We start from the raw sequence: 23,673 nt of genomic DNA, 5'->3' as shown, positions 1-23,673 counted from the left end.
GATAACTCTAATTGATTTAACTATAACTCTGTTACTTTCATTAAGCTTTGGCAGCAGCCAGCAAAGCGCCGCAGCCCATGAACATACCACCAAATATTTTATTTATCTTACCCATTATGCGATCTGAGCGAATAAAACGTCCCATTTGTGAAGCTAATGAGGTGTAACCCAACATAACCACGCTATCAATAAATACAGTGGTCACTCCGAGCACCAACAACTGCGGTGCTTGCGGTTGTGTCGGATCGATAAATTGCGGAAACAGAGCAACTAAGAACACGATAGATTTTGGGTTAGTCAAATTGATAAGCACTGCATTTCTGAGCAGCTTGCCACTCGATAGCGTTGATTTTTCTTCTGAAGCCACCAAGCTAGACTTATCACGCCACTTTTGAATGCCTAACCATAGAAGATAAACCACGCCCACCCATTTGATGATGGTGAATGCCAAGGCGGATTTTGCCACTAGTGCACCAATACCCGCGCCCACCAGCATAATATGAAATGCAAGACCGAGCTGTAAGCCTACGATCGACGCAAGTGACTTCTTAGTACCATAACTTAGCCCATTGCTGATTGAGTTAACCGTTCCTGAGCCCGGTGCCAAACTAAACAAAATCGCAGTGACGACATAAGCAAGCCAAACATGAGTATCCATTTGCATTTCCTTACTAGTTCTTTAATCTAACAATATTAATAGCAATAAAGCTCTCACACGCATCAGTTCAGGTAATTTCCCATGGAAAACCACAGCGGCGCCCCGATTTCGTACACGCAAGAACCTCAATTCGAGCAAGCGATTAAACACCCGATCCCCACTCTTTGGCAACAACGAAAAGATGGGTATGTAACATCATCCGGTAAAAAGAAGCTGTACTGGTGTAGCCTAACTTCTCCGGCGCACACTAAGGCCATTGTTATTTCAAATGGTCGCATCGAGTGTTGCTTAAAGTACCAAGAGCTCTTTTATGATTTCTATCAGCAAGGTTATGACGTTTATTCATTTGACCACCAAGGTCAAGGCCAGTCGGAACGTATGGTATCAGACTCTGATATTGGTCACATTCATGAGTTTGATGATTACGTTTCAGATATGTCTGACGTCATTGCCAGTTTTGATCTAAGTAAGTATTCCAATCGCTACCTGCTGGCACACTCAATGGGCAGCACCATAGCCACTCGCTACTTGCAAACTCATCCCAACCATCAGTTTGACAAAGTCACCCTGTGCGCTCCTATGTTTGGGATCAATACTGAATGGTACTTCAAGCCTATCGCAATGCTTGTTGGGCAAGCACTCACCGCTTTCTATGCCAAGCCGACTTATGCCCCCGGGCAACAGGCGTACTACTCGAAGCCCTTCGAAAATAACTTACTAAGCCACAGCAAGGTGCGTTATCAGTGGTTCCGTTGCTTATATGACGGTTCCCCTTCTTTGCAGGTTGGCGGACCAAGCACGCGTTGGGTGTGGCAAGGGTTAATGGCCGCTAAGCAAGCGATACAACAAACTCGTCAAATCAAAATCCCTCTGCTATTGATTCAAGCTGGGGAAGAGAAGATTGTGAGTAACGATGCTCAAGTGAAGTTCATCAATAAGCTGAAAAAAACCAACTCGGATTGCCTGTTTAAGGTGATTGAGGGCTCTCGACATGAGGTGCTGTTTGAGCAAGATGAATATCGCAATCAAACACTGGATGCTATTAATCAGTTTTTTGCCTAGATCTAATAAGCTGAGTAACCGACCAAGAAGATAAGCGCTAAAGAGGAAGAGAAGTAAGCGAGCTTTGCCCTCTTTTCTTACGCAAATTTGGCATACAATTTCCAAGTAAAGATATTGTAGTTAAAGAGAATGCTAGCGTTGGCTAGTGTCGATTTTAGTTAAGCATTTTGCAATGAGGGTTAAATGACTATTCCTGCACTAAAAGATTCCGTGAAAATTGTTGCCTCCGATTTAGATGGTACGCTGTTAGCGCCAAACCATCAGCTCAGCGACTTTACTAAGCAGACACTCACGAAGTTACATGGACAAGGTTATACCTTTATCTTCGCTACTGGCCGACACCATGTTGATGTTGCAGGCATTCGTAAACAGACAGGCATCCCCGCTTACATGATCACCTCGAACGGCGCGCGTGTGCATGATCAAAACGACAACCTGATGTATGCCAAAAACCTGCCAGTGGATCTTGTACAAAGCGTAGTTGATGTTCTCAAACAAGACCCTGAGATCTTTATTCATATCTACATGAACGACGAATGGTTACTAAACCGTGAAGACGAAACCATGAAGAATTTCCACGATCAAACTGGTTTTACATACCGACTGTATGACGTCGACAATGCGCCGACCGAAGGCATTGCTAAAATCTTCTGTACTCACCCAAATCAAAAACATGAACACCTTGTTCCGTTCGAAGATAAATTGAACGAGCAGTTTGGTGACAAACTGAATATCGCCTTCTCAACGCCTTGGTGTTTAGAAGTAATGGCAGCAGAAGTGTCTAAGGGTGATGCGCTACAAGCCGTTGCACAATCTATAGACCTAGAACTTGAGAACTGTATTGCCTTTGGTGATGGTATGAACGATGTCGAACTCCTTTCAATGGCCGGAAAAGGCTTAGTGATGGGTACATCGCATGAGAAAGTCCTCAAAGCCTTGCCACACAATGAAGTAATTGGCAGCAACGCAGACGACGCCGTTGCTCACTACCTAGAAAAGCACCTGCTATAATCTTGTCTTGTCTCGTCGAAGAGATCTAAATAAATAAAATGGCAGCCAACTGGCTGCCTTTTTTGAACCTTACGTAAAAAGCTCTCTCTAACGCTATCGAGAACCCAGTACTTCTTTGCTTAATATAGCCTGCCACTCTTGTTCGGTAACCGGCATGATCGATAATCGGTTGCCCCGTTTTACCAGTGGCATTTCTGACAGTTCAGGCATCGCTTTAAGCGTTGCCAAAGGAATCAAGCGCTCAGTCACTCGCACAAACTCGACATCCACCATAATCCAGCGTGGGTTATCAGGCGAAGACTTAGGATCGTAGTAATCACTCTCTGGGTCGAACTGAAAGTGGTCTGGGTAGGCTTCTCTGGTTACTTGGGCGATCCCCGCTACGCCAACTTTTTTACATGATGAGTGGTATACCATCACTAAATCTCCAAGCTTGACGTCATCACGCATCATGTTTCGAGCCTGATAGTTGCGTACACCCTCCCAACAAGAGGTTTTTTGTACTCTCAGAGTTTGAATAGAAAAGGTGTCGGGTTCTGTTTTAAATAACCAATATGCCATAATAAATCCAATTAACGGTTGCTCCGAGGAAGATATAACATGAAGGTAATGAAAAACCCAGTGACATGGCTAGTCGCGTTCGCTCTACAAGGCTGTGTTACGGCACCTGATACGCCGCAACAACCTGAATTGCCCCCAGCAACCTTGGATGAGCCACTGAGCATTCAACCGCAAACCTTCATCATGCGTGGTCAGGTGGTGGTTGGTCATGAAAGCCGAACCTTCACTCCTTGCGGCAGCCAGCAACAATACTGGTTAGACTTATCTCCAGAGTTAGCGCTGGAAGCACAAGGCTTAGCAACCCGACCTTACCAAGCCTTATATGGCGAGCTGATTGGACACCTAACAGTGCCGAGCCAAACGGGTTATAACGCAGATTTCACGGCACGTTTCGTGGTTGATCAAGTGAATATCCTAACCGCAGAAAACCCTAATCGTTGTGACCAACCACTGCGTTCAACACGAGTATTCGGTAATGAACCCTTCTGGTCAGCAACCTTCGATAAAGATCAGCTGAAATACACCAAGATGGGCGAACAGCCACAGAACCTCGATATTGAATCAAGCCGCACCACACCAAGCAGTCGTGATTACCAATTAGAAGGTAAAGCAGCGCAAGGCAAACTCAACCTTACCAAAGAGAGTTGTAGCGACGGCATGAGTGATTCTATCTATGGATGGCATGCCAAGCTTAACCTCAATGACAGTAACTATAATGGCTGTGCAACAGTCTCTAACCAAGATCCAACATTGGACTGGAGCGGACTCTACTTCGCTAGCTCAACGCAGAACACTGGATTCTCTATCAACCTTGAGCTCAACGATGACCATAGCGCCATTACGACATACTCGTACAGCAATGGAGACCCTTCGATTGTTGAACAAGGCTTCTGGCAGCAACTGAACCAAAATCAGGTACAAGTGGTTATGACTCGCCACCAGCAGCAATACCTGATCTCAGAGCGCATCTTCACACTCGATAACGGCAAACTGGTTACTAAAAAAGAGAAAGTGGGTAACGTCGTCTACCCGATTGCCAATGGCGGTCTGGTGCTATTCGAAGCCAAAAGTGTACAAGCGCAAGTAAACACCACCGCTAACGTTGATCTAAACGCAAAACAGGTGAACTCCAGCGATCAACTTGATCCAAAAGTCGACCAAGCGATCCGCGAATACTTTAAGATCAATAACACCTCACCAGACAATGCTAAGTACCGCTGGTTAACCTACGACCTCAACGGTGACGGCAAAGAAGAGCTGTTTGCACAACTAGATTGGTGTGGTTCTGGTGGCTGTACACTGCTGATTTTCGAAAACCATCAAGATAACTGGCGCTTCAATAGCCGAGTGACACTGGTTAAGGACGACATACGCTTAGGTAAATCGCAAAACCACGGATGGCAAGATCTGATCTTCAATGTCAGCGGCGGCGGTACAACACCTGCGAAACACACATTGTCCTACTCTGGTGTCAGCTACCCGCTAAACCCGAGTGTTGCTCCAATTGCAAATGATGCTGATATCAGCGATGTGGTTTTGTTTGCTGATGGTATCTCACCCGCACAAAGTGGAGTGAAGCTGTAAACATGAGTAACCAACAAGCTTGCCATGGTTGTGGCTTCACTCACCAGTGCGTTTGTCATCTAATACCGACGGTCGAAAGCCAAACCGATATTGTACTATTAACTCATGAGAATGAGCTGTTACGAGACACCAACACCGGAAAGTTACTTCAGCAATCCCTTGAGCAGTGTCAGTCCTTGGTATGGCAAAGGAAAACACCACCAGCAGAGCTAATGGCACTGCTTGAAGATGAAACACGACAACCGTTTCTTTTATTCCCGAGTGATAAAAGCATCGAGTGTCAGCAAGCAGTGATGACCCAAGCCATGAGTCGAAAGCCGCTATTCATTATCTTGGATGGTACATGGCAAGAAGCGAAGAAGATGCTTAACAAGAGCTCGTGGTTGCAAGCTGTCCCACAAGTTCACCTCGACATCACCAGCGAATCCTCTTACACCTTGCGCCGCAATCAAGACAGTGGCCATTTGTGCACTTGCGAAGTGGGCATTGAATTGCTCAAATCTTTAGGTGAAAGTGAACCTGCCAAGCTCATTGATGACTATTACCAACAGTATCTAAAAGTCTTCCACGCTGACAAGTGTGGCCATGCTCTCAAATAGATCAAGCAAGAGCGCGGGAAGACAATAGACACATTTCAGGACGGGACAAATACTGAAAACAAAAAGGGGGAACCATAAGCTCACCCTTTTTACATCGTACTTTAATCTATTGAACCATTTAGTGTTTCACGTGAAACGCACACTCTGGCTGTTCGCTGAAAAGAGACTTTACTCTCCCTATCAGAATAAGCGTTGAGGCTGACCAAAGTAGTAACCTTGCAGATAATCGACACCCATATCCTCTGCGATTCGACACACCTGCTCGTTATGAACAAATTCAGCCACCGTCTTAGCATTCAGAATCTGACATAAACTCACCAGTTGCTGAGCGATCTTACGTTGCTTTTTATCCTTATCGATATTTCGAATCAAGCTACCATCGAGCTTTATCACTTGTGGTTCCAGTTTCAATATCTCATCAATGTTCGAGTAGCCCGACCCAAAGTCATCGACAATAATATTCACACCAAGATCTCGGAAGTGATTACACACCTCGATCAAGCGACCGTAATCCTGAATTTGTTCGGTTTCCAACACCTCTAAACCAATACGCTGTGGGTGGCTGATTTTTTTGATGGCTTGTTCAAGGTGAAGAATGGTTTTCTCATTGCTGAAGTCTTGTGGCGCTAAATTAATTGAGAACGAATCGGTTCGCTGACTCATGAAATCAAAGGTGCGCGTTATCATCTGACGACTCAGACGCGTATAAAGATGGGTACCTTCAATGATTGGCAAGAACTTACCCGGCGCAATCAACTGACCATCCTCTTCAATTCGAACTAAGCACTCATAGCTTTCTACCTGATGACTGTGCGCTGAGACAATAGGTTGGGAACACGCCACAATATTCTGATTGAGCACCGCGCGACTGACACACGACAGCCAACCAAGCTGCTCTTGGCGATGCTTCTCCAATTGAATGAGCGTCTTGGCACTCACTAGATGCTTATTCTGACTCACGGCACTGCGCCTTGCATCAATCGCCTTTAACAATAAGTCATCAATAGAGGTCGTAGGGAAATCTCGACGGCAGGCAATACCTGCACAAACCGAAACCGAAAGATAATCGATATCCGGTAATCCCGTTGGTTCAAAATTCACATGTTCGGTTTGATCGGCAAATTCCGAGAATCGCTGATGAATATGTTCTTGGCTCGCCCAGCTATCAAACACCACCGCCCACTCACCAATACCAATGCTATAGAGCTGGCACCCCTCATCAAAGAACTGCCACAACGCCTTTTGAAAATACTCGCTTAAATCATGCAGAAGCTTGTCACCGACTCGATAGCCATACTTCTCATTGATTTGGCCAAATGTGGTGACTTTCAAAGCCAACAAATGACTATCGGTACTCATTTTTGACAGTTTTTCACGCAGTACGCTTCGGTTAGGTAAACCAGTACGGTGATCAATTCGGTAGCTCGCAGTCAATGCCGTTGCTTGGTGTTGAATCTTACTCGCCATACTGTTGTTCATGTCATCAACATCAAGCAGAGCATTTCGTATCAATGAAAACAGAGGAGAAATATTGGTCGCGGGTTGTGTCTCTAATGGCAATGCAGCCTTGCCTACACCTTCCCTAAGTGCAAGATATGTGAGGCTATGATGCAAGATTCGTTGCTGGCCATTATCTTGATAAAGCTCTCCCATACAATACACACCATGTGTGTCCGCCAATGTTTGGAAAACCTCAACCTCTTGGTTGCCATCAATGAAATCAATACGAGAGGTACAGTTGTAGATAAAAAACTGTTGTGGTTTATGGGAAGCAACCTGTTGAACGCCCAATCGGACTTGCTCTAGGGTCAATGACGGGTGGTCATAACAAAACCGGACCTCATCACCAATCTGAAACGACCCACTGAATTCTATCTCTCCACACTCTGTCACCTTGAGCGGTAAGTAAGTGTTCTGGTCCTTTGGATCGCCAACCATCAAGGGGAAGTTATACAGTTGCTCAAAAGGAATTTCGAGACCATCAGCGAGATAGCGGTTATAGACTTCTCGGACTGGCATACCGTCCAATTCAGCAAGCCGATTATCTTGAGCACCAGTCACTCGGAAGGTACGGCCGATCGGGTTCCATTCGCAGTAATAACCTTTACAAATTGCGAGATCAACACTGTGCAGCGCCAACATGACATAGGCATTTTCATAGCAAATACCGTCTAGCATCACCCATCGCCCATGATCTGTGATAGTCGATGCACCACCACAAATAGGTAATGAATATATCGACTGCTCAAACGCTGAAAACAGATCTTGGTTATTTATCTGTAAGCGATCGGCGAAACAGATGATGCTTTGAGTATCAGCATTACATTCAAGCTGCTGCCACATCGCTTGGCTATCTCGTCGAGGCTGCTCGCTATATTCGACAACACCACAAGTGTAAGATGTCGCCTCGAAGCGAGTAATAATAACATAGAGACCTTGATGTAGGATTTCACCTTGGCTGATGTAGTGATTAGCACTACAACCAATCAATTTAGCATTGGGGAAATTCGACTGAATTACTTGGCAGGCAGCCAACACCGAATCTTTCTCGAAAGAAGAAAACACCTGAATCAGTAGATTGTCATGTTGATGAAAATCTATCTTTTCCAATTCACGCTGGGTGTGCTTAATGTCTTGTATCTGGAAAGAGGTCGATTGCATATTCACATTAATCGTTACGTTAATGATTTGTTATTGTGCTTATTATAGATAAAGCTTGCACGGAATACTTACAATCGTCTTATAAATAATGTGACGTTAGTTAGACATCATTCATTTCACTAAAGAGCCATCATCTGTGCCAGTGAAGCACTTTAAAAGCAAGTAACGTTAAGGTCTTGATGGCTTTAATAACTAAAACAGTCGCTTAGGCTCACCAAAGTAATAACCCTGTAGATAATCGACACCCATTTGCTCTGCAATTTCACAAACCTGTTGGTTATGGACAAATTCGGCAACTGTTTTGGCGTTAAACACCTGACACAAGCGTACTAACTGAGAGGCTATATTTCTTTGCTTATGGTCCTTGTCGATATTGCGAATCAGGCTGCCGTCGAGCTTAATAATCTGCGGTTCAAGCTTAATGATCTCATCAATATTAGAATAACCAGAGCCAAAGTCATCAACAATGATTCTCGCCCCGAGAGCACGGAAGTGATCACACACTTCTATCATGCGACCATAATCTTTGATCTGTTCTGACTCAAGAACCTCTAGGCCAAGTCGAGTAGGATCGCTCATACCACTGATCGCGGACTCAAGAACTTCAAGCGTCTTGTCACTCAGCAAATCTTGTGGGGATAGGTTGATTGAAAAAGAGCTTTGTTTATTTGCCATGTAGCCAATGGTGTTTCTAATCATGTGTCGGCTAAGGCGCGTATAGAGATGTGTGTCAGCAATGATAGGTAAGAACTTACCTGGTGGCACAATAGTACCGTCTGACTCCATGATTCTAACCAAGCACTCTTGGCCAATCATTTCGTGAGAACCAGACGCCACAATCGGTTGTGAGTAAGTGATGATGTTCTGATCTAAGATTGCACGGCTTACACAGCTCAACCAGCCTAGTTGTTCTTTACGATCTTCCTCACTCACCTGAATATTTTTAGCATTAGTAATGTGAGTATTGTTCCGCACCCCGTAGCGTCGAGCTTCAATCGCTTTCAACAAGATCTCATCACCGCTATCAGCTAAGAAATCACAGCGACTAGCGAAACCACCACACAGAGAAACCGAAAGGTAGTCTATGTCGGTTAATCCATATGGCTCAAAATTAATATGCTCAATACCATCAGCAAACTCGACGAAACGTTGCTCTATCTTCACGCTATCGACACTCGCGTTAAAGATAATTGCCCACTCACCGACACCAATACTGAACAGTTCAACCTTTACCTTGGATTCCTTAGCCACACTAAGGTGCAATCGGTCGACAAAATGATTCGACAGATCAAGCAGTAATTGGTCACCCACTTGATAACCGTATTTTTCGTTAACTTGATGAAAATTAGTCAGCTTCAGCGTCAACAGATGTTCATTGAATAAAATCGTATTGAGGCGTTCCTTTAATACAATACGGTTAGGTAGCCCAGTGCGAGAGTCAATACGGTAGCTTTCAGTTAAGCGACGTGCTTGTTGATGGAGTTTGTTCTCCATCTGAGTGTTCATACTGTCGAGGTCTGCGACCGCATTTCTGACTAAGTTGAGTAGTGGCGATACCGTTGAGTCTCGCTTGAAATCTTCGCAACGAAACTCATTAATCTCGTCCGACTCTCTCATCGCAATATAGGTAAGGCTGTGATGCAGTATCTCTTGGCGATCGTCGTTGCGATATAGTTCTCCCATGCAGTATGCACCACACGCGTTTACTATCCCTTCAAATGGTTTGAGCTCAAGTTTACTGTCGATAAATTCTAGTCGAGATACACAGTTATAGATGATCACAGATTCAGGCTGATGCACGGCAAGCATCTCAGCGCCGTGACGCACTTTTTCTGCGGTCAAAGAAGGATGGTTATAACAAAACTGGGCCTCTTCGCCGACATGCCAAGGGCTATCAAACTCAATACTACCATCATCATTAATACGTAGAGGCGTCGAGATGCACTTCTTTCTGCCGAGCTCTCGATACAGGGGGAAGCTCATCAACTGACTAAAAGGGAGATCTTTACCATCAGCAAGGTAATGTTTGAACACCTCGATAGCCGGCTTGTCATTCAACGCATATAAACGATTTCCAACTGCGTGTGTCACTCGCAATTTCATCCCAATAGGATTCCACTCAGAATACGCATCCGACCAAATCTTTAAGCTAGGGTTAGTCAATGCAACCGCAACACAAGCATGTTGGTAGGTTTGCTCATTATGCATAACCCAACGGCCATATTCATTCTCGTGGCACAGCCCACCAGCAACTGGTAATGCGTAAGGTAAACTCTCAAAGGCGCTATAAATAGGATAGTCACGCCCTTCAACCTGATCGCACAAGCTGATAACCGTTTTGGTTTCTTCTGTAAGGTTTAATTGAGAAGCGAGATCTTGGCTGTCTTGATTTGGGTTTCCGGTAAACGTCTGAACTGTAGACGTTAAATGGGTATCGTTAAATTCACTGACGACGACTAAGGTACATTCATGCTTCAGGCTGTTATCACAGATAACATAACGGGCGCTCTGACCGATTAACGTCGCATGCCCTATACGATTGAGGGCTGCATTGGCAATTCGACGAGCGATATCAGAGGACTGAGCAGAGAAAATTTGAATAAGGTACTGTTTGCTGTCACACCACTCTCGCTGATCAAATTGAGACTTAAATAACTCCTCAGTATTTGCGAGAAATGTAAATGTTTGCATGCCAACCCTTGTTCGAAATCGAGTGAAATGAGAACCCGCACTACTATGAATCAAAAATTTCGATCAAAAGTAGTCGCCAATTATCCTAGCCTAAACAGGCATTTAATTGTGACTAATGTAACAATTCAATATCATAAATGCGACACATTAAGCTTACTACGGCCATTAAGTTAATCGCATAAGATCACTAAGTTGCTCTATTTCAACATCAGGCAGCACTGTTGCCTTCGGGGAATCATATAAATTGGAACCAGTATCATTAAACCAGCATGCTTGGAAACCATTTGTCTTAGCTCCATAGACATCGGTTCTAAGATGGTCACCAACATGGAGAATATTCTCAGCGTCACAATTTAGGTATTGCTGAGCTTTATCAAACATATCAGGGTAGGGTTTTGCTCTGCCGTCAGGACCGGCTTTAAGGATTAATTGGAAGTACTGCCCCAAGCCAATTTTATGTGGGTCGACATTGCCATTAGTAATCGCAACTAAAGGAATACGTTGGCTCAGCTCAGCCATCACTCGATGCGTTTCTTGTGGCACATCCACCTGATTACGCAGCCACAAGGCGTGTTCTATGCCTTCACGAGCCGCTTGTTCTGCTTGCTGCTGAGAATACCCCAGTTGTAACAAACCACGCTTAATCTGTGTTTCTCGCCACACGGTGACATCATGCTTTAACGCTGGGTTTTCAGAGGCGACTTGCTGTTTGATACCTTGCCACTCTTCTAACGAAAGAGAAGCAGACACAGGATGCTTTTGATAAAGCCACTGCGCCATCTCTTTCTCAACTTTCATGATCACAGGCCAGTTGTCGTACAAGGTATCATCCAAATCAAAGGTCATGGCTTTGATGGGCTTTAACCCTCGATAAATTCGCATAGTTAAACCTTTAATCTAATCTTTATTCTTCTTACGCGCTCTTGGATGAGCTTGGTCATAAGCTTGTGCTAAATGTTGGAAATCTAAGTGAGTGTACACTTGGGTTGTCGAGATGTTTTCATGCCCGAGCAACTCTTGAACCGCACGAAGGTTTTGGCTTGATTCAAGCACATGCGTTGCAAACGAGTGACGCAGTTTATGCGGGCTGATGTGACTCGCGACAGATTGCTTCTTGCCCCACTCTTCCATGCGCTTTTGCACGCTACGATGAGAGATACGAGTCCCTAACTTCGAGACAAACAGTGCAGGCTCACCCGGCGAAGCGAGTTCACCACGAACTTTGAGCCATTTATCAACCCACTCTTTCGCTAAACCAGAAAAAGGCGCTTTGCGTTCTTTGTCGCCTTTACCAATCACTCGGATTTCGCCTTGTCGACCCAATACATCTTTAAGATTGATACCGACCAGCTCAGCCAAACGTAATCCAGCACCATACATCACTTCCATCATCGCTCGGTCGCGAATTGACAGTGGGTCGTCCTCATTCACATCAAGCAACTGACCGACTTCATCAACATCGAGGTTTTTAGGCAAAGGACGTTGTTTACGAGGTGCTGAAACCCCTTTGGCTGGATTGGCGGTCATTTCGCCACGCAAGACAAGGAAATCAAAGAAGCTGCGCAGTGACGATAAGCGAGTCGCAATACTGCTCGCTTTCATTCCTTCGCGCATGCCTTTACTGGCAAGTTGTCTTACCCACGCCGCATCGACTTGAGACCAATCCTTTAGTCCAAGAGTGACTAAATGAGCGGCCATGGTTTCAAGTTGTTGTTTGTAGTTACGTTGGGTGTGTAAGCTGAGTCCCTTCTCACTTCTAAGATATTCATAGAAGCGAGAAAGCGGCTTTTGAAGGCTATTAGGAAGAGGTATTTTGGGCTCTAGGCTCATTATTTATCTGCCAAGGTAAGGTGTCCGCCAAATGAGCGACAACAAGTGCTAAATGGCGTAAAAAGAGCGTGTCCATATGAGGCTGGAAGTGTCCGCCATCTTCACTAGAAAAAGCGAGTACACCCAGTGGAGATCGCTTAGCAAGGGGTAGCACTACATAAGAGCCTAGCTCTGGAACTGGATAATCACCAAACAAATCGTGCCTGTCTGCCTTTCTCAATCGCCCTAGATAAGCATCTTTGCCATTGAAATGGTTAAGTGAAAATTTCGAGTAACGCTCTTCATTCAGCTGATAAAAGCCTAATTGTGAGAGAACTCGTACATGAGCCTTAAGCCCTAGTTCCAACGCTTTTTGTTCAACAGCCTTGATAACCTGAATGAAGTCACTGCACTTCAACACTTGAGTTTGCAGATCCATGAATTCATAGAAAGTTTTATCGTTATTCGCCGCTAGTGACATCAGGCCAGTGATCTCTTCTTCCAGCTCTTCGATTCTATGACGCTGGCGTTTAAGCTGAACCTCAACTAGAGAAACAGCGCCCTGCTCAACATTATTAATAGCAAGGCGATCAACCAAATCTTTCCTGTTTTGAAAGAAATCTGGGTTATCACGTAAATATTCCGCAACCACTTCTGCAGTCAGAGTGTCGCCTTCAACGTAAGACAAAACCTATCCTTTATTTTTTATAAATCTATTTGTTATATCGTTATTAGCAAGAAAGTTGACCATCAAACACATGCGTTGCTGGACCAGTCATAAACAGAGGTTTCCCAGGGCCTTGCCAGCTAATGTGTAAGTCACCACCAGGTAGACGAACCTTCACATTCTCAGCCAGTAAGCCTTGAGTAATACCAACGGCAACTGCGCCACATGCACCACTACCACACGCCTGAGTTTCACCCGCACCGCGTTCATAGACACGCAAGCGGACTTCTTCACGGTTAACCACCTGCATAAAGCCAGCATTAACACGTTCAGGAAAACGTTCATGAGATTCAAGCAGTGGACCTAAGGTATCCACATCTGCGGTATCGACGTCATCAACCACGGTAACCACATGTGGGTTACCCATGCTAACAGCACCACAGAACAAGGTGTGTACATCCGTTCTTAGGATATACGTCTTTTCTGGCTGCTTCGCCTTAAATGGAATCTTGCCCGGTTCGAACTCAGGAATACCCATATTGACAGTGATTAAATCATTCTCTTCAATTTTGAGAACCATTTTTCCTTTCTTGGTGCTCACGTTGATACTGTACTTATTCGTTAAGCCTTTCATACGAACAAATCGAGCAAAACAACGCGCACCATTACCACACTGCTCCACTTCACTGCCATCTGCATTAAATATGCGGTAATGGAAGTCAGTTTCAGGGTCATAGGGAGCTTCAACGACAAGTAGCTGATCGAAACCCACACCAGTGTGACGATCCGCCAAACGACGAATCAAATCTGGAGAAAAGAAAATATTTTGAGTAATGCAGTCCACGACCATGAAATCATTGCCCAAACCATGCATTTTAGAAAAGTGGAAGTGCATAACGCTTAAAATTACTCCGGAAGAATGTTTTCAAGTTCCCACAGACTCGTAAGCTCTTCACGCTGACGAACCAAATGAGTTTTATCGCCATCAACCATCACTTCAGCCGCACGCGAACGAGTGTTGTAGTTAGATGACATAGCAAAGCCATAAGCACCTGCAGAACGAACGGCCAATAGGTCGCCTTCTTCAAGAACAAGGTCACGGTCTTTACCTAGGAAGTCACCCGTCTCACAGATAGGGCCAACCAAGTCGTAAGTCACCGCTTCACCCTGACGCGGGCTCACTGGCACAATATCCTGCCAAGCTTGGTAAAGTGCCGGGCGCATTAGATCGTTCATTGCCGCATCGATGATGGCAAAGTTTTTATGCTCTGTTGGCTTCAGGAACTCAACTTTCGTTAATAATACACCAGCGTTCGCAGCAATCGCTCTTCCAGGCTCGAAAATCAACTCTAGATCAGAATGATTGTCTAGACGAGCTAACAAAGCCTTCGCGTAATCGGAAGGTTGTGGTGGTAATTCATCTCGGTAAACCACGCCCAAACCGCCACCAACATCAAGGTGCTTGATGTTGATATCATTGGCACGTAGTTGGTCGATCAGTGCAAGCAGACGATCAGTGGCATCAATGAAAGGTTCGATATCCGTTAACTGAGAACCGATGTGGCAATCAATACCATGGATAGACAAGTTATCGAGTGTTTTTGCAAACTCATAGACAGCAGGAGCGCGGTCGAAGGCAATGCCGAACTTGTTATCACGCAGACCCGTAGAAATGTAAGGGTGAGTGTTCGCATCAACATCTGGGTTGATACGCAGTGAAATCGGCGCTTTAACACCAAGCTCACCAGCCACTTTATTCAGTCGCTCCAGTTCTGGCTCAGACTCTACGTTGAAACATTTTATGTTCAACTCAAGCGCACGCTTCATTTCAGCGGCTGTTTTGCCGACACCAGAAAACACAACTTTAGCCGGATCGCCACCTGCAGCAACCACACGCTCTAGCTCACCGCCAGAAACGATGTCGAAACCTGAGCCCATGCGAGCCAAAGTATTCAACACGCCAAGGTTCGAGTTAGCTTTAACGGCATAACACACCAAGTGTGGATACTCACCAACCGATGAATCAAACGCATTCCAGTGGCGTTCTAATGTTGCACGAGAATATACGTACAACGGAGTACCATATTGCTCTGCTAGTTGTGAAAGTGCGACGTCCTCAGCCCAAAGCTGGCCATCTTCCTGATAGTTGAAGTAATCCAAAGTTCTTATCCCTTATAAATAACGATTTCTGCGTGTTTTCACTTATTCTGATTGTTCAGTTTGCTGTACTGCATCAGGATCGTACAACGGACCTGTTTGACCACAACCAGAAAGTCCAATAACGGACACTATAAACAGAGCGGTAATTAATTTTTTCATTTTGCATATCGTGATTATTGACTCAATGCCCCCTATAATCGCACCACACTCAAGAAAAGCAATAGGATAGAAAGGATGAACGATACGGAATTTCATCAACTGGTCGATATACAGATGCAAAACATCGAAGAAGCTATCGATGAATCAGAGGCAGATGTTGATTACGAAGTGACTGGTAACGTGATGACGCTGGAGTTTGAAAACCGCAGCCAAATTATCATCAACCGCCAAGAACCAATGCGTGAGATCTGGTTAGCATCTAAATCTGGTGGCTTTCACTTCAAGCTAGTTGATGACAAATGGACATGCTCAAAGACGGGTATGGAATTGTTTGAGATGGTCAAAGAAGAATGCGAAAAGCACGCAGATGAAGAGATCAATTGGGTCTAATTATTGGTAAAAAAACAAAAAGGAGTGAATCAATCACTCCTTTCTTAATATCAATTATCGAGAATAAGCCTAGATGTTGACTATCTTTGAGCTCCGAGAAGCTAAAGTCGCATCGTTACGGTAAGGCACCACGTAAGAGTGACCTTCTTCAGGATGAACAATTTGGTAGTACTGAGGTAGATTGAAATTAATCAACTTAGACGACACCTTCGACTCATCTTTTACTGAAGTGTAGAAAGAATTCACGCTCGCGATCATCTCATCTTTTTCACCGCTGTATTGGTGATACACCTCAACTTGATTCGACTCGTCCAATACATAAATATTGAAACCTTTGTCGGTATCCTCAAAGAAAAACTGAATTAAACCTTCACTCGCAAAACCATCAACCACTTCTGGTAACTGATACTCTTGCTCTTTATCGAGCATCAGTAAAGGTGAGCCCTTCAGCTTATTCGTCGAGATACTACGATAGAAATCGACCGAGTTTTCCAGCATCTGCACCGAAACACCACGACGTTCAAAGAACAGGCCAAACATCTTGTTTGCCAGACGAATAGCCTTGAAGCGGCGGCGCTTCTCCGGCTCAATCGGTTTCAATCGTAAGTCGATACACTCAGCAAGCAGTTGATACACCATATTACGCATCACACCACGCAGGTTTTTGCTGTAACAGAACACATCGACCGATTCTGGCGGTAAAGCATCTTGGTGCATTTTACCAAGTACCGTCTTCAACGCGTCGAGCATTGCAGTATCACCTTGGAAATGAAGCGTACGTACTTCATGCCAAGAGTTACGATAAACCAGATCAACACTGCCGACTAAACTCTTACCCTCTTCACCAAAACTGAAGATATCGGCGTTCTTAAGATCAACCTTCAACGCACGACCACTTAATTCAGAAGTTGGGTCACTTTCAAAGTTGATGAACATCGCCAGTTGGCTTATTTCACACGGGCTCGCCAGAGCTTGCATACTCGGGCGGCGCTTACGCAAAGAAAACGTATTACGCAGGTCGCTCACCATTTGGTAGAACTTATCGATATCAATCTGAGCGTCACGTACCACAGAGTGCAAACGCGTCGACTCGGTAATCAAGCCATTAAAAAACGACCAAGCAACCAACTTACTCAAGTACTCATGGTGTTCCAGAGAAGGCTGACCAAGAATACGATGCGCTACCAGTGGCTGCTTATACAAGTACCAACCGGCTTTATTCGACTGACCCTGACGAACTTCGATGAAGCTCAAGTCTGGTTCATGCAGATCAGGAGAGATTTGTGGGTTCAGTAGTGTCACTTTACCCGGCAACACCTCAAACGCAGCGTAAAGCTTACGAGCCAAGATACTGATATCTTGTGGGCTGATTGCCGAAGTGATGTCGTTACGACGCGCAAATTGAATCAGATTGCGGTAGCTCAGCATCAAGGCATCAAGTAATGCATGGTGTACCACTTTAACTTGCTCTACCTTCCAGTTACGGCGGTTATCGAGCTCAGCAATGGTTTCATGTCCCCAATTCCAAGACTTAGTCATCTCAGTTAAGGCTTCACGACGCCACGCAACAGAACCAATGCCCGCATCTCGTGACAACTTCTCGTGGGTCTTAAGGTAGAAACAGCGTCTCACCAAGTCCAATCGAGTGTGGTCGTTAATGCGTTCTAGATAGCGCGTTACCTTCTCGAGCATCAGATAGTAGCTATCCATGCCATACAGATCCGGTTCATCCGCGAAGAAGCGACGCTTGGTATCAATACTAAGCAGTTGGGTGTTTGGGTATTCCCATGAATAAGCTTCTAACAGGATCGCCTTCAAAACCGATTTATACGGTGAGTCGATACTCTTATAGAGCTGCCATAGGTTTGAACCAAAGTACTCTTCAGCAGGGATGCGGTTCAGCTTGCCGAAATCGATCCACTGCGAGCAATCAAGATAACCATCCTGACACAGGCCTTGGACATACTCGTCGTAACACTCTTCCATTTCTGGCGGAATTATTTGCCACAACAAACGCTGGCCAGCCAAACGAACGGCAGAGCGATAGAACTCATCAAGCAGTAATAAGTGCTGTGAAGAGCCACAGTTATCACCGGTCATCTCTTCAGAATGGTTTGAGCGGAAACGCTGTTCATCCATCAAGAAGAAGTTAGCTTCAACCCCTAAGGTTTCAGCCCAGTCGGTAATCAACAGACATTTGTTGGTCAGGCTGTCGCGAGATGCGCCATCCATATCCGGAGAAACACACACCCAGATATCGAGGTCACTTGAAGTGCTTTGGCCAATAGAAGAAGTACTGCCCATGGTGTACAAGCCCAGGATTGCCGGTTCAGCAGCCTCGGTGAGTTTTCCACCCAGCGTTAATTCGGTATCAGAGACAAATTGCTTTTGGAATTCATTAGGCGTGAAGCTACGAATTCCAAAAGGAACTTGTTGATCATAATAACCAGGCATCATGGGATGATTGAAGTGAAGTAGTGCAGGAATAAGGTTGAAAACTCGCTGGCCTTGGACATTCATCAACGCCAACGCACGATCAATGCGCTGCTGATTAAGATTGTCTAATCGTTGAATCAAAGTCTGAGTGTAAGCCTGCAAGGTAAGTCCTTGGTTTGAGATTAAATGCACTTCTGTTTAGTTACTGAACGAAAGGAACAACAAAACGTGATCAATTTAACACTTTTACCCTTAATGGTAAAGCAAAGGAACCTGTCATACTGGCCAATGCCTTGATGACAAAAAGTTAAACTCACGGCGCCGTAGTGTCCTCTTTATTACCTATTTCTAATAATAGCCCATGTTTCAAATGAGATACCAATCACACTATTTTGGTGAACTCATGAAAATCCCTCAGCTATCAAAGCATGGAATGATCAAACAGTAAGAATTTTCGCCTCACAATGGTAGGATTAGCCTATTACAGAACCTATATCGGAAACACCATGACAAATTCAGCACCAATCCGTATCGCGACCAGAAAAAGCCCTCTTGCCCTTTGGCAGGCATACTTTGTAAGGGATGCGCTGCAAGCTGCTCACCCTGGTTTAGAGGTTGAGTTGGTAACTATGGTGACCAAAGGTGACATCATCCTAGATACCCCGCTGGCTAAAGTGGGTGGTAAAGGGTTGTTCGTTAAAGAACTCGAAGTAGCCATGCTAGAAGGTCGTGCTGACCTAGCCGTTCACTCAATGAAAGATGTACCGGTCGACTTCCCTGAAGGTCTAGGTCTAGTAACTATCTGTGAACGCGAAGATCCTCGTGATGCTTTCGTTTCAAACACTTACAACAACATCGACGAGCTACCACAAGGTGCTGTCGTGGGTACGTGTAGCCTGCGTCGTCAATGTCAGTTGCTAGAATACCGCCCAGATCTGATCATCAAAGAACTGCGCGGCAATGTTGGTACTCGTCTAGGTAAACTCGATGATGGTCAATACGATGCGATCGTACTCGCTGCTGCAGGTCTTAAACGTCTAGAGCTAGAAGAGCGTATTCGTAGCTTCATCGAACCAGAGCAGTCTCTCCCTGCTGTTGGCCAAGGCGCTGTTGGTATTGAGTGTCGCCTTGATGACGAGCGTCTGATTAAACTCCTTGAACCACTGAATCATAAAGACACGGCTGATCGTGTACTGTGCGAACGTGCAATGAACCTTACCCTAGAAGGTGGTTGTCAGGTGCCTATCGGCAGCTACTCATTATTAGATGGCGATAATATCTGGCTACGTGCATTAGTAGGCGAACCAGATGGTTCTAAAATGGTTCGTGGTGAGATCTCTGGCCTTCGCAAAGATGCAGAAGCGCTTGGCGTTACTCTGGCAAATCAGTTGCTGGATGATGGCGCGAGAGAAATCTTAACCAAGCTCTACGCTGACCAAGAATAATCATGACAGTGTTGGTGACACGTCCCGGCTCAGAGGGACAATCGCTTTGCCAACAACTAGCGGATGAAGGGATTCAAGCAATCCATCATCCGCTTATTCGTATCGTTGATAATCCACACTCATCGGATTTAAGCACCCAGCTTAATAACAGCGATATCATTATTGCAGTCAGTCACCACGCTGTGACCGCTGCCCAAAGCATCCTTTCGAAAACTTCATCTATTTGGCCAACTTCGCCGCTTTATCTTGGCGTTGGTCAAAAAACTGCGCACGTTTTAAGCAAAGTTAGTAAACAAAAAGTAAACTATCCCCAAGTGAGTGATAGTGAACATCTTCTCAAACTTACTGAACTTAATGGCGTAGATAATAAATCCATTTTGATACTGCGTGGAAATGGTGGGCGTGAGCTCATTCGAGATTATTTACTCAATCGAGGTGCACAAGTCTCTTATTGTGAGACCTACCGTAGAGAATATATTCCCATTAACGATCACAATATCTATCAAACATGGATAAACAAAAAAACGTCCAAAGTTGTCATCACTAGTCAGGAACAATTGGAGTATCTCTGCTCAATTACCCCTGATGAGTATTTGGCTTGGCTTTCAACAAGACAACTATTTGTCCCAAGCCAACGCATAGTAGAACGAGCACAACAACTCGGTTTCTCGAACGTGACCAATACTCACAGTGCTACGAACCAAATATTACTGGCTGCTCTCCGGCCCTAGCTAGAAACAGGAAATAAGCATGACAAGCAAAAAAAATAATGAGCATATTGAACCTGAAAAGAAACAAGACACTCAGCCAGTAGTTGTTGAAAACGAAAAAGCTGAATCTACAGAGACAAAACAGCCTGAAAAAAAACTTGATGCCTCTGCGTCAAATACGGTTCAAAGTGAACAGCCTCAAGCTGAGCATAAAGAGCAAATCGAGAAAGCAGAAAAGCAAGGTAAGCGCGGTGTCAAACTAGGCGCTATTGCGATCGCTATTTCTATTATTTTCAGTGGCGGTATCGCATTTCAAATGCAGCAAAAGAGCGCTGAGTATTCAACTCAAATCGCTGCTCTTCAAACACAACTGAAAAATACCCAATCTGCAGTAAATAAAGACCTGCAAACCATCAAGCAAGAGACTATCCAAGAAGCTTCTCACGCAGTGGAGAAAACTCAGGTCGTACAATCCCAGCAACAAAAGAGTATTCAAAGCCTGCAGTTAGCAGTAGCTGACGTTAAAGGCCGTCGACCGAATGACTGGTTGCTTGCTGAAGCCGATTACCTAGTAAAACTAGCAGGTCGTAAACTATTCCTTGAGCATGATGCCGTTAGCGCAACCAAACTAATGGAAAACGCCGATCAACGTATCGCAGCACTAAATGACCCAAGCTTAGTATCACTGCGCCAATCAATGACCAATGACATTACTAAGCTTCGCACTATCCCTCTTATCGACCGCGATGGCTTAGTTCTACGCATCACAAGTCTGCAACAGCAAGTCGATACGCTACCGCTTGCCAATGCAATTCTTCCAGAAGCTGCAGTTGTTGAGAAAAAAGCGGTATCGAAAGATATTAATGATTGGCAGAACAACCTGATGACGTCGATGAAAGACTTCTCAGAAAACTTCATCACCTTCCGTAGTCGTGATGGTGAAGTCATCCCTCTACTCTCTCCCGAGCAACACTTCTACCTACGTGAGAATATCAAGGGCAAATTAGAGACCGCAATTCGCGCTGTCTACAAAGAGCAAGGTGATATCTACAGTGCAGCACTTAATACCGCTAACGAGTGGTCAAAAGCGTACCTAAACCAAGATAACAACTCAGTGATTGAATTTGAGAAAGCGGTTAAACAGTTAAGTGAACAAAACATCTCTGTGAAATACCCTGTAAAACTTGAGTCTCAAAATGAGTTGTCAGATGTGATACGTGAGCGCCTACGTCGTGAAGTCACCGTTATGACCACGGAGGAGAAATAATGATTCGTTGGATTTTTCTTTTTCTCGTTCTAGGTGCTGGGTTAATTGTTGGAACTCAGTTCTCAGGTCAACAAGGTTATGTCCTGATCTCGATAGCAAATAAGACCATTGAAATGAGCGTGACAACACTGGTTATTTTTGTCATTGCTCTTCTAGCGGCTCTATTCGGCTTAGAGTACCTATTTAAAAAGCTTATGTACGCAAGCTCAACTACTTGGAACTGGTTCAGTGTTCGTAAACTAAAACGCTCTCGTCGTTATACCAATGAAGGCATCATAAAGCTGCTTGAAGGTGATTGGAAAGGCGCAGAAAAGAAAGTAACTCGTTGGGCTAACCACCATGACATGCCTCTACTTTGTTATTTAGTCGCTTCTCAAGCAGCTCATGAACAAGGTAATACGAGTGAGCGTGATAAGTACATCGAGCTTGCTAGCCAACAAGAGAACTCTCTACTGGCCGTTGAGCTAACTAAAGCAAAACAACAGATCAGTGAGTCGAACTACGAAGCCGCATTCGATACACTTTCGACCTTAAAAGGTACATACCCTAATAACACCGCCGTACTTGGCCTACTAAAAGCCACCTACACGCAGCTTAAACTCTGGCAGCCATTACTAGAGTTAACGCCTAAACTAGCTAAAAACAAGCTTCTTACAGCTGATGAGCAAGTTGAGTTAGAACAAAAAGCACAATGTGGCTTGCTTCACGATGTGGCACAGCAGCAAGGTAGCGAAGGTTTAATCAGCCATTGGAACAAGCTTTCAAGAAAGCAGAAACAAAGCTCTCACCTTGTTTCCTGCTTTGTGAAGCAACTGATCGCTCGTAAAGCTGACTCAGAAGCCTTCACTGTGATCAAAGAGAACATTGCGAAGAGTGGTTCAAATGAGCTCTACATGTTGCTTCCAGAGCTTAACCTTGCCGATCACCACCCAGTAGTTGTGATGCTAGAGCGCGCCATCAGTAAAGATGGTGGCAATGCCGAAGCACACAGCGCACTGGCTCAGTTCTACCTAAGAGAACAGAAGTGGGCAGAAGCACAAGGCCACTTCGAGAAAGCACTAGCACTTCGCTCTAATGTTTCAGATTACGGATACCTATCTGATGCACTAGAGAAGCAGAACCTGACCAAAGCAGCTCACGAAGTTTCTCGTAAGGCACTCGCTCTCGTTCAACCAGCGTAATTCAAAACGACTCAAACTAGGCCGATGTCTAACATCGGCTTTTTTGTATCTGCTGTTTGCCTTAGGTAACTTCCTAAGTACTAATAAGCGAACACTAGAGATGCTAGTAAAAGTCTTCCATCCAAATCCCTTCTCCACACCCAGTTTATTGCTGACCGAAGCACCTTCCATTTTTAATAAGACCTACCTAGAGTCACACATCTTGATCATGGGTTTTCAAATGCTATTAATGCTTTATAAGTACTGATTTTAAGTCATGAGGTTAAATCCTCATGAAATCCCCCGCAAGGTTTCCTAAAAAACACTGAGGGATACGTTAGATCTATCCGTATGTAGTTTTAGCCAATTATAAAACAAGCTGTTTAGAATCCATTTGAGCTGACTGACAACCTTTATATATATTTTTGAAGGAATAACGATCAGATAACTTGGTTGGATTTGTACCGAAAGAAAAGACGTTTCGCAGTAGTTGTCATTTGATAGAGATTAGCTCTAGATTACAGTGGGCTTAGCAACTGGAATCATTAGATGAAAATTACATTTCAGTAATGTACCTCAAAGCGTTAGAGATCGTAAACCCGACCTACCTCCGTAACCAACCTATTGGTTTAAGATTGAAGAA

20 protein-coding genes are annotated in these 23,673 nt (G+C 44.7%); 9 read left to right on the top strand and 11 right to left on the bottom strand.

Going from position 1 to position 23,673, the window contains the following annotated elements:
• Positions 1 to 40 precede the first annotated feature (40 nt).
• Positions 41 to 658, bottom strand: coding sequence for a homoserine/homoserine lactone efflux protein (gene rhtB, locus K08M4_RS00480; RefSeq protein WP_009848221.1), 618 nt, complete (start codon positions 656 to 658; stop codon positions 41 to 43).
• A gap of 81 nt (positions 659 to 739) precedes the next feature.
• Here rhtB and K08M4_RS00475 point away from each other — a divergent pair, with 81 nt between their 5' ends.
• Both K08M4_RS00475 and K08M4_RS00470 read left to right on the top strand, forming a co-directional pair.
• Complete coding sequence (locus tag K08M4_RS00475) at positions 740 to 1,720, top strand: alpha/beta fold hydrolase (protein ID WP_086048538.1); 981 nt, start codon at positions 740 to 742, stop codon at positions 1,718 to 1,720.
• A 183-nt stretch (positions 1,721 to 1,903) separates the two neighbouring features.
• Complete coding sequence (locus tag K08M4_RS00470) at positions 1,904 to 2,731, top strand: Cof-type HAD-IIB family hydrolase (protein ID WP_086048537.1); 828 nt, start codon at positions 1,904 to 1,906, stop codon at positions 2,729 to 2,731.
• A 93-nt stretch (positions 2,732 to 2,824) separates the two neighbouring features.
• Here K08M4_RS00470 and K08M4_RS00465 read toward each other — a convergent pair whose 3' ends face one another.
• The gene (locus K08M4_RS00465) at positions 2,825 to 3,292 is read right to left on the bottom strand and encodes an EVE domain-containing protein (RefSeq protein ID WP_086048536.1); all 468 of its coding nucleotides are present in this window, start codon (positions 3,290 to 3,292) and stop codon (positions 2,825 to 2,827) included.
• A gap of 39 nt (positions 3,293 to 3,331) precedes the next feature.
• Between K08M4_RS00465 and K08M4_RS00460 the strand changes: the two genes are divergently transcribed.
• Together K08M4_RS00460 and K08M4_RS00455 are read left to right on the top strand one after the other, a co-directional pair.
• A complete protein-coding gene (locus tag K08M4_RS00460) occupies positions 3,332 to 4,876 on the top strand; it encodes a COG3650 family protein (RefSeq protein WP_086048535.1) in 1,545 nt (514 codons plus the stop codon).
• Positions 4,877 to 4,878: 2 nt separating this feature from the next.
• Positions 4,879 to 5,475 carry a tRNA-uridine aminocarboxypropyltransferase gene (locus tag K08M4_RS00455; protein WP_086048534.1) on the top strand — a complete coding sequence of 199 codons (597 nt, stop codon included), beginning with the start codon at positions 4,879 to 4,881 and terminating at the stop codon, positions 5,473 to 5,475.
• A 180-nt stretch (positions 5,476 to 5,655) separates the two neighbouring features.
• On the opposite strand, the gene K08M4_RS00450 is transcribed toward K08M4_RS00455, so the two are convergent.
• The 8 genes from K08M4_RS00450 to lptM all read right to left on the bottom strand — a co-directional run bounded on the left by K08M4_RS00450 (position 5,656) and on the right by lptM (position 15,622).
• On the bottom strand, positions 5,656 to 8,136 hold the full coding sequence (locus K08M4_RS00450; protein WP_086048533.1) for a bifunctional diguanylate cyclase/phosphodiesterase: 2,481 nt from the start codon (positions 8,134 to 8,136) through the stop codon (positions 5,656 to 5,658).
• Between the two features lie 192 nt (positions 8,137 to 8,328).
• Positions 8,329 to 10,827 (bottom strand): bifunctional diguanylate cyclase/phosphodiesterase, encoded by a 2,499-nt coding sequence (locus tag K08M4_RS00445; protein ID WP_086048532.1) that lies wholly within the window; start codon positions 10,825 to 10,827, stop codon positions 8,329 to 8,331.
• A gap of 165 nt (positions 10,828 to 10,992) precedes the next feature.
• Positions 10,993 to 11,709: a 5-amino-6-(5-phospho-D-ribitylamino)uracil phosphatase YigB gene (gene yigB / locus K08M4_RS00440; protein ID WP_017103560.1), complete on the bottom strand. Its 717-nt coding sequence runs from the start codon at positions 11,707 to 11,709 to the stop codon at positions 10,993 to 10,995.
• Between the two features lie 15 nt (positions 11,710 to 11,724).
• Positions 11,725 to 12,657: a tyrosine recombinase XerC gene (xerC, locus tag K08M4_RS00435; protein ID WP_086048531.1), complete on the bottom strand. Its 933-nt coding sequence runs from the start codon at positions 12,655 to 12,657 to the stop codon at positions 11,725 to 11,727.
• A complete protein-coding gene (locus tag K08M4_RS00430) occupies positions 12,626 to 13,324 on the bottom strand; it encodes a DUF484 family protein (protein WP_086048530.1) in 699 nt (232 codons plus the stop codon). The genes xerC and K08M4_RS00430 overlap by 32 nt, the downstream gene beginning before the upstream one ends.
• A 43-nt stretch (positions 13,325 to 13,367) precedes the next feature.
• Positions 13,368 to 14,198, bottom strand: a complete 831-nt coding sequence (gene dapF, locus K08M4_RS00425) for a diaminopimelate epimerase (RefSeq protein WP_017061013.1) — start codon at positions 14,196 to 14,198, stop codon at positions 13,368 to 13,370.
• A gap of 11 nt (positions 14,199 to 14,209) precedes the next feature.
• A complete protein-coding gene (lysA, locus tag K08M4_RS00420) occupies positions 14,210 to 15,463 on the bottom strand; it encodes a diaminopimelate decarboxylase (RefSeq protein ID WP_086048529.1) in 1,254 nt (417 codons plus the stop codon).
• A 42-nt stretch (positions 15,464 to 15,505) separates the two neighbouring features.
• Positions 15,506 to 15,622 (bottom strand): LPS translocon maturation chaperone LptM, encoded by a 117-nt coding sequence (gene lptM / locus K08M4_RS22505; protein WP_407830041.1) that lies wholly within the window; start codon positions 15,620 to 15,622, stop codon positions 15,506 to 15,508.
• 75 nt (positions 15,623 to 15,697) lie between these two features.
• Here lptM and cyaY point away from each other — a divergent pair, with 75 nt between their 5' ends.
• Positions 15,698 to 16,012 carry an iron donor protein CyaY gene (cyaY, locus tag K08M4_RS00410; protein WP_004736618.1) on the top strand — a complete coding sequence of 105 codons (315 nt, stop codon included), beginning with the start codon at positions 15,698 to 15,700 and terminating at the stop codon, positions 16,010 to 16,012.
• Between the two features lie 69 nt (positions 16,013 to 16,081).
• Here cyaY and K08M4_RS00405 read toward each other — a convergent pair whose 3' ends face one another.
• The gene (locus K08M4_RS00405; protein ID WP_017079844.1) at positions 16,082 to 18,610 is read right to left on the bottom strand and encodes a class I adenylate cyclase; all 2,529 of its coding nucleotides are present in this window, start codon (positions 18,608 to 18,610) and stop codon (positions 16,082 to 16,084) included.
• 344 nt (positions 18,611 to 18,954) lie between these two features.
• Between K08M4_RS00405 and hemC the strand changes: the two genes are divergently transcribed.
• Genes hemC through K08M4_RS00385 form a run of 4 tightly spaced genes read left to right on the top strand, consistent with a single transcriptional unit; the run spans position 18,955 to position 23,051 of the window.
• Positions 18,955 to 19,893, top strand: coding sequence for a hydroxymethylbilane synthase (gene hemC / locus K08M4_RS00400; protein ID WP_009848205.1), 939 nt, complete (start codon positions 18,955 to 18,957; stop codon positions 19,891 to 19,893).
• Positions 19,894 to 19,895: 2 nt separating this feature from the next.
• Positions 19,896 to 20,624 (top strand): uroporphyrinogen-III synthase, encoded by a 729-nt coding sequence (locus K08M4_RS00395; RefSeq protein ID WP_086048528.1) that lies wholly within the window; start codon positions 19,896 to 19,898, stop codon positions 20,622 to 20,624.
• Positions 20,625 to 20,643: 19 nt separating this feature from the next.
• A complete protein-coding gene (locus K08M4_RS00390; RefSeq protein ID WP_086048527.1) occupies positions 20,644 to 21,870 on the top strand; it encodes a uroporphyrinogen-III C-methyltransferase in 1,227 nt (408 codons plus the stop codon).
• On the top strand, positions 21,870 to 23,051 hold the full coding sequence (locus K08M4_RS00385; RefSeq protein ID WP_086048526.1) for a heme biosynthesis protein HemY: 1,182 nt from the start codon (positions 21,870 to 21,872) through the stop codon (positions 23,049 to 23,051). Before K08M4_RS00390 ends, K08M4_RS00385 begins: the two co-directional genes overlap by 1 nt.
• The last annotated feature ends 622 nt before the right edge of the window (positions 23,052 to 23,673 follow it).

Origin of the sequence: Vibrio syngnathi, from assembly GCF_002119525.1 — a bacterium.
In the GTDB taxonomy this organism is placed as follows: Bacteria; Pseudomonadota; Gammaproteobacteria; order Enterobacterales; family Vibrionaceae; genus Vibrio; species Vibrio syngnathi.
This window is presented reverse-complemented; position numbering and strand designations above follow the sequence as displayed.

What these genes read in the sequence shown, in the direction of transcription:
- rhtB (WP_009848221.1), bottom strand. Translation starts at nt 658, where the DNA reads ATGGATACTCATGTTTGGCTTGCTTATGTCGTCACTGCGATTTTGTTT.
- K08M4_RS00475 (WP_086048538.1), top strand. Translation starts at nt 740, where the DNA reads ATGGAAAACCACAGCGGCGCCCCGATTTCGTACACGCAAGAACCTCAA.
- K08M4_RS00470 (WP_086048537.1), top strand. Translation starts at nt 1,904, where the DNA reads ATGACTATTCCTGCACTAAAAGATTCCGTGAAAATTGTTGCCTCCGAT.
- K08M4_RS00465 (WP_086048536.1), bottom strand. Translation starts at nt 3,292, where the DNA reads ATGGCATATTGGTTATTTAAAACAGAACCCGACACCTTTTCTATTCAA.
- K08M4_RS00460 (WP_086048535.1), top strand. Translation starts at nt 3,332, where the DNA reads ATGAAGGTAATGAAAAACCCAGTGACATGGCTAGTCGCGTTCGCTCTA.
- K08M4_RS00455 (WP_086048534.1), top strand. Translation starts at nt 4,879, where the DNA reads ATGAGTAACCAACAAGCTTGCCATGGTTGTGGCTTCACTCACCAGTGC.
- K08M4_RS00450 (WP_086048533.1), bottom strand. Translation starts at nt 8,136, where the DNA reads ATGCAATCGACCTCTTTCCAGATACAAGACATTAAGCACACCCAGCGT.
- K08M4_RS00445 (WP_086048532.1), bottom strand. Translation starts at nt 10,827, where the DNA reads ATGCAAACATTTACATTTCTCGCAAATACTGAGGAGTTATTTAAGTCT.
- yigB (WP_017103560.1), bottom strand. Translation starts at nt 11,709, where the DNA reads ATGCGAATTTATCGAGGGTTAAAGCCCATCAAAGCCATGACCTTTGAT.
- xerC (WP_086048531.1), bottom strand. Translation starts at nt 12,657, where the DNA reads ATGAGCCTAGAGCCCAAAATACCTCTTCCTAATAGCCTTCAAAAGCCG.
- dapF (WP_017061013.1), bottom strand. Translation starts at nt 14,198, where the DNA reads ATGCACTTCCACTTTTCTAAAATGCATGGTTTGGGCAATGATTTCATG.
- lptM (WP_407830041.1), bottom strand. Translation starts at nt 15,622, where the DNA reads ATGAAAAAATTAATTACCGCTCTGTTTATAGTGTCCGTTATTGGACTT.
- cyaY (WP_004736618.1), top strand. Translation starts at nt 15,698, where the DNA reads ATGAACGATACGGAATTTCATCAACTGGTCGATATACAGATGCAAAAC.
- hemC (WP_009848205.1), top strand. Translation starts at nt 18,955, where the DNA reads ATGACAAATTCAGCACCAATCCGTATCGCGACCAGAAAAAGCCCTCTT.
- K08M4_RS00395 (WP_086048528.1), top strand. Translation starts at nt 19,896, where the DNA reads ATGACAGTGTTGGTGACACGTCCCGGCTCAGAGGGACAATCGCTTTGC.
- K08M4_RS00390 (WP_086048527.1), top strand. Translation starts at nt 20,644, where the DNA reads ATGACAAGCAAAAAAAATAATGAGCATATTGAACCTGAAAAGAAACAA.
- K08M4_RS00385 (WP_086048526.1), top strand. Translation starts at nt 21,870, where the DNA reads ATGATTCGTTGGATTTTTCTTTTTCTCGTTCTAGGTGCTGGGTTAATT.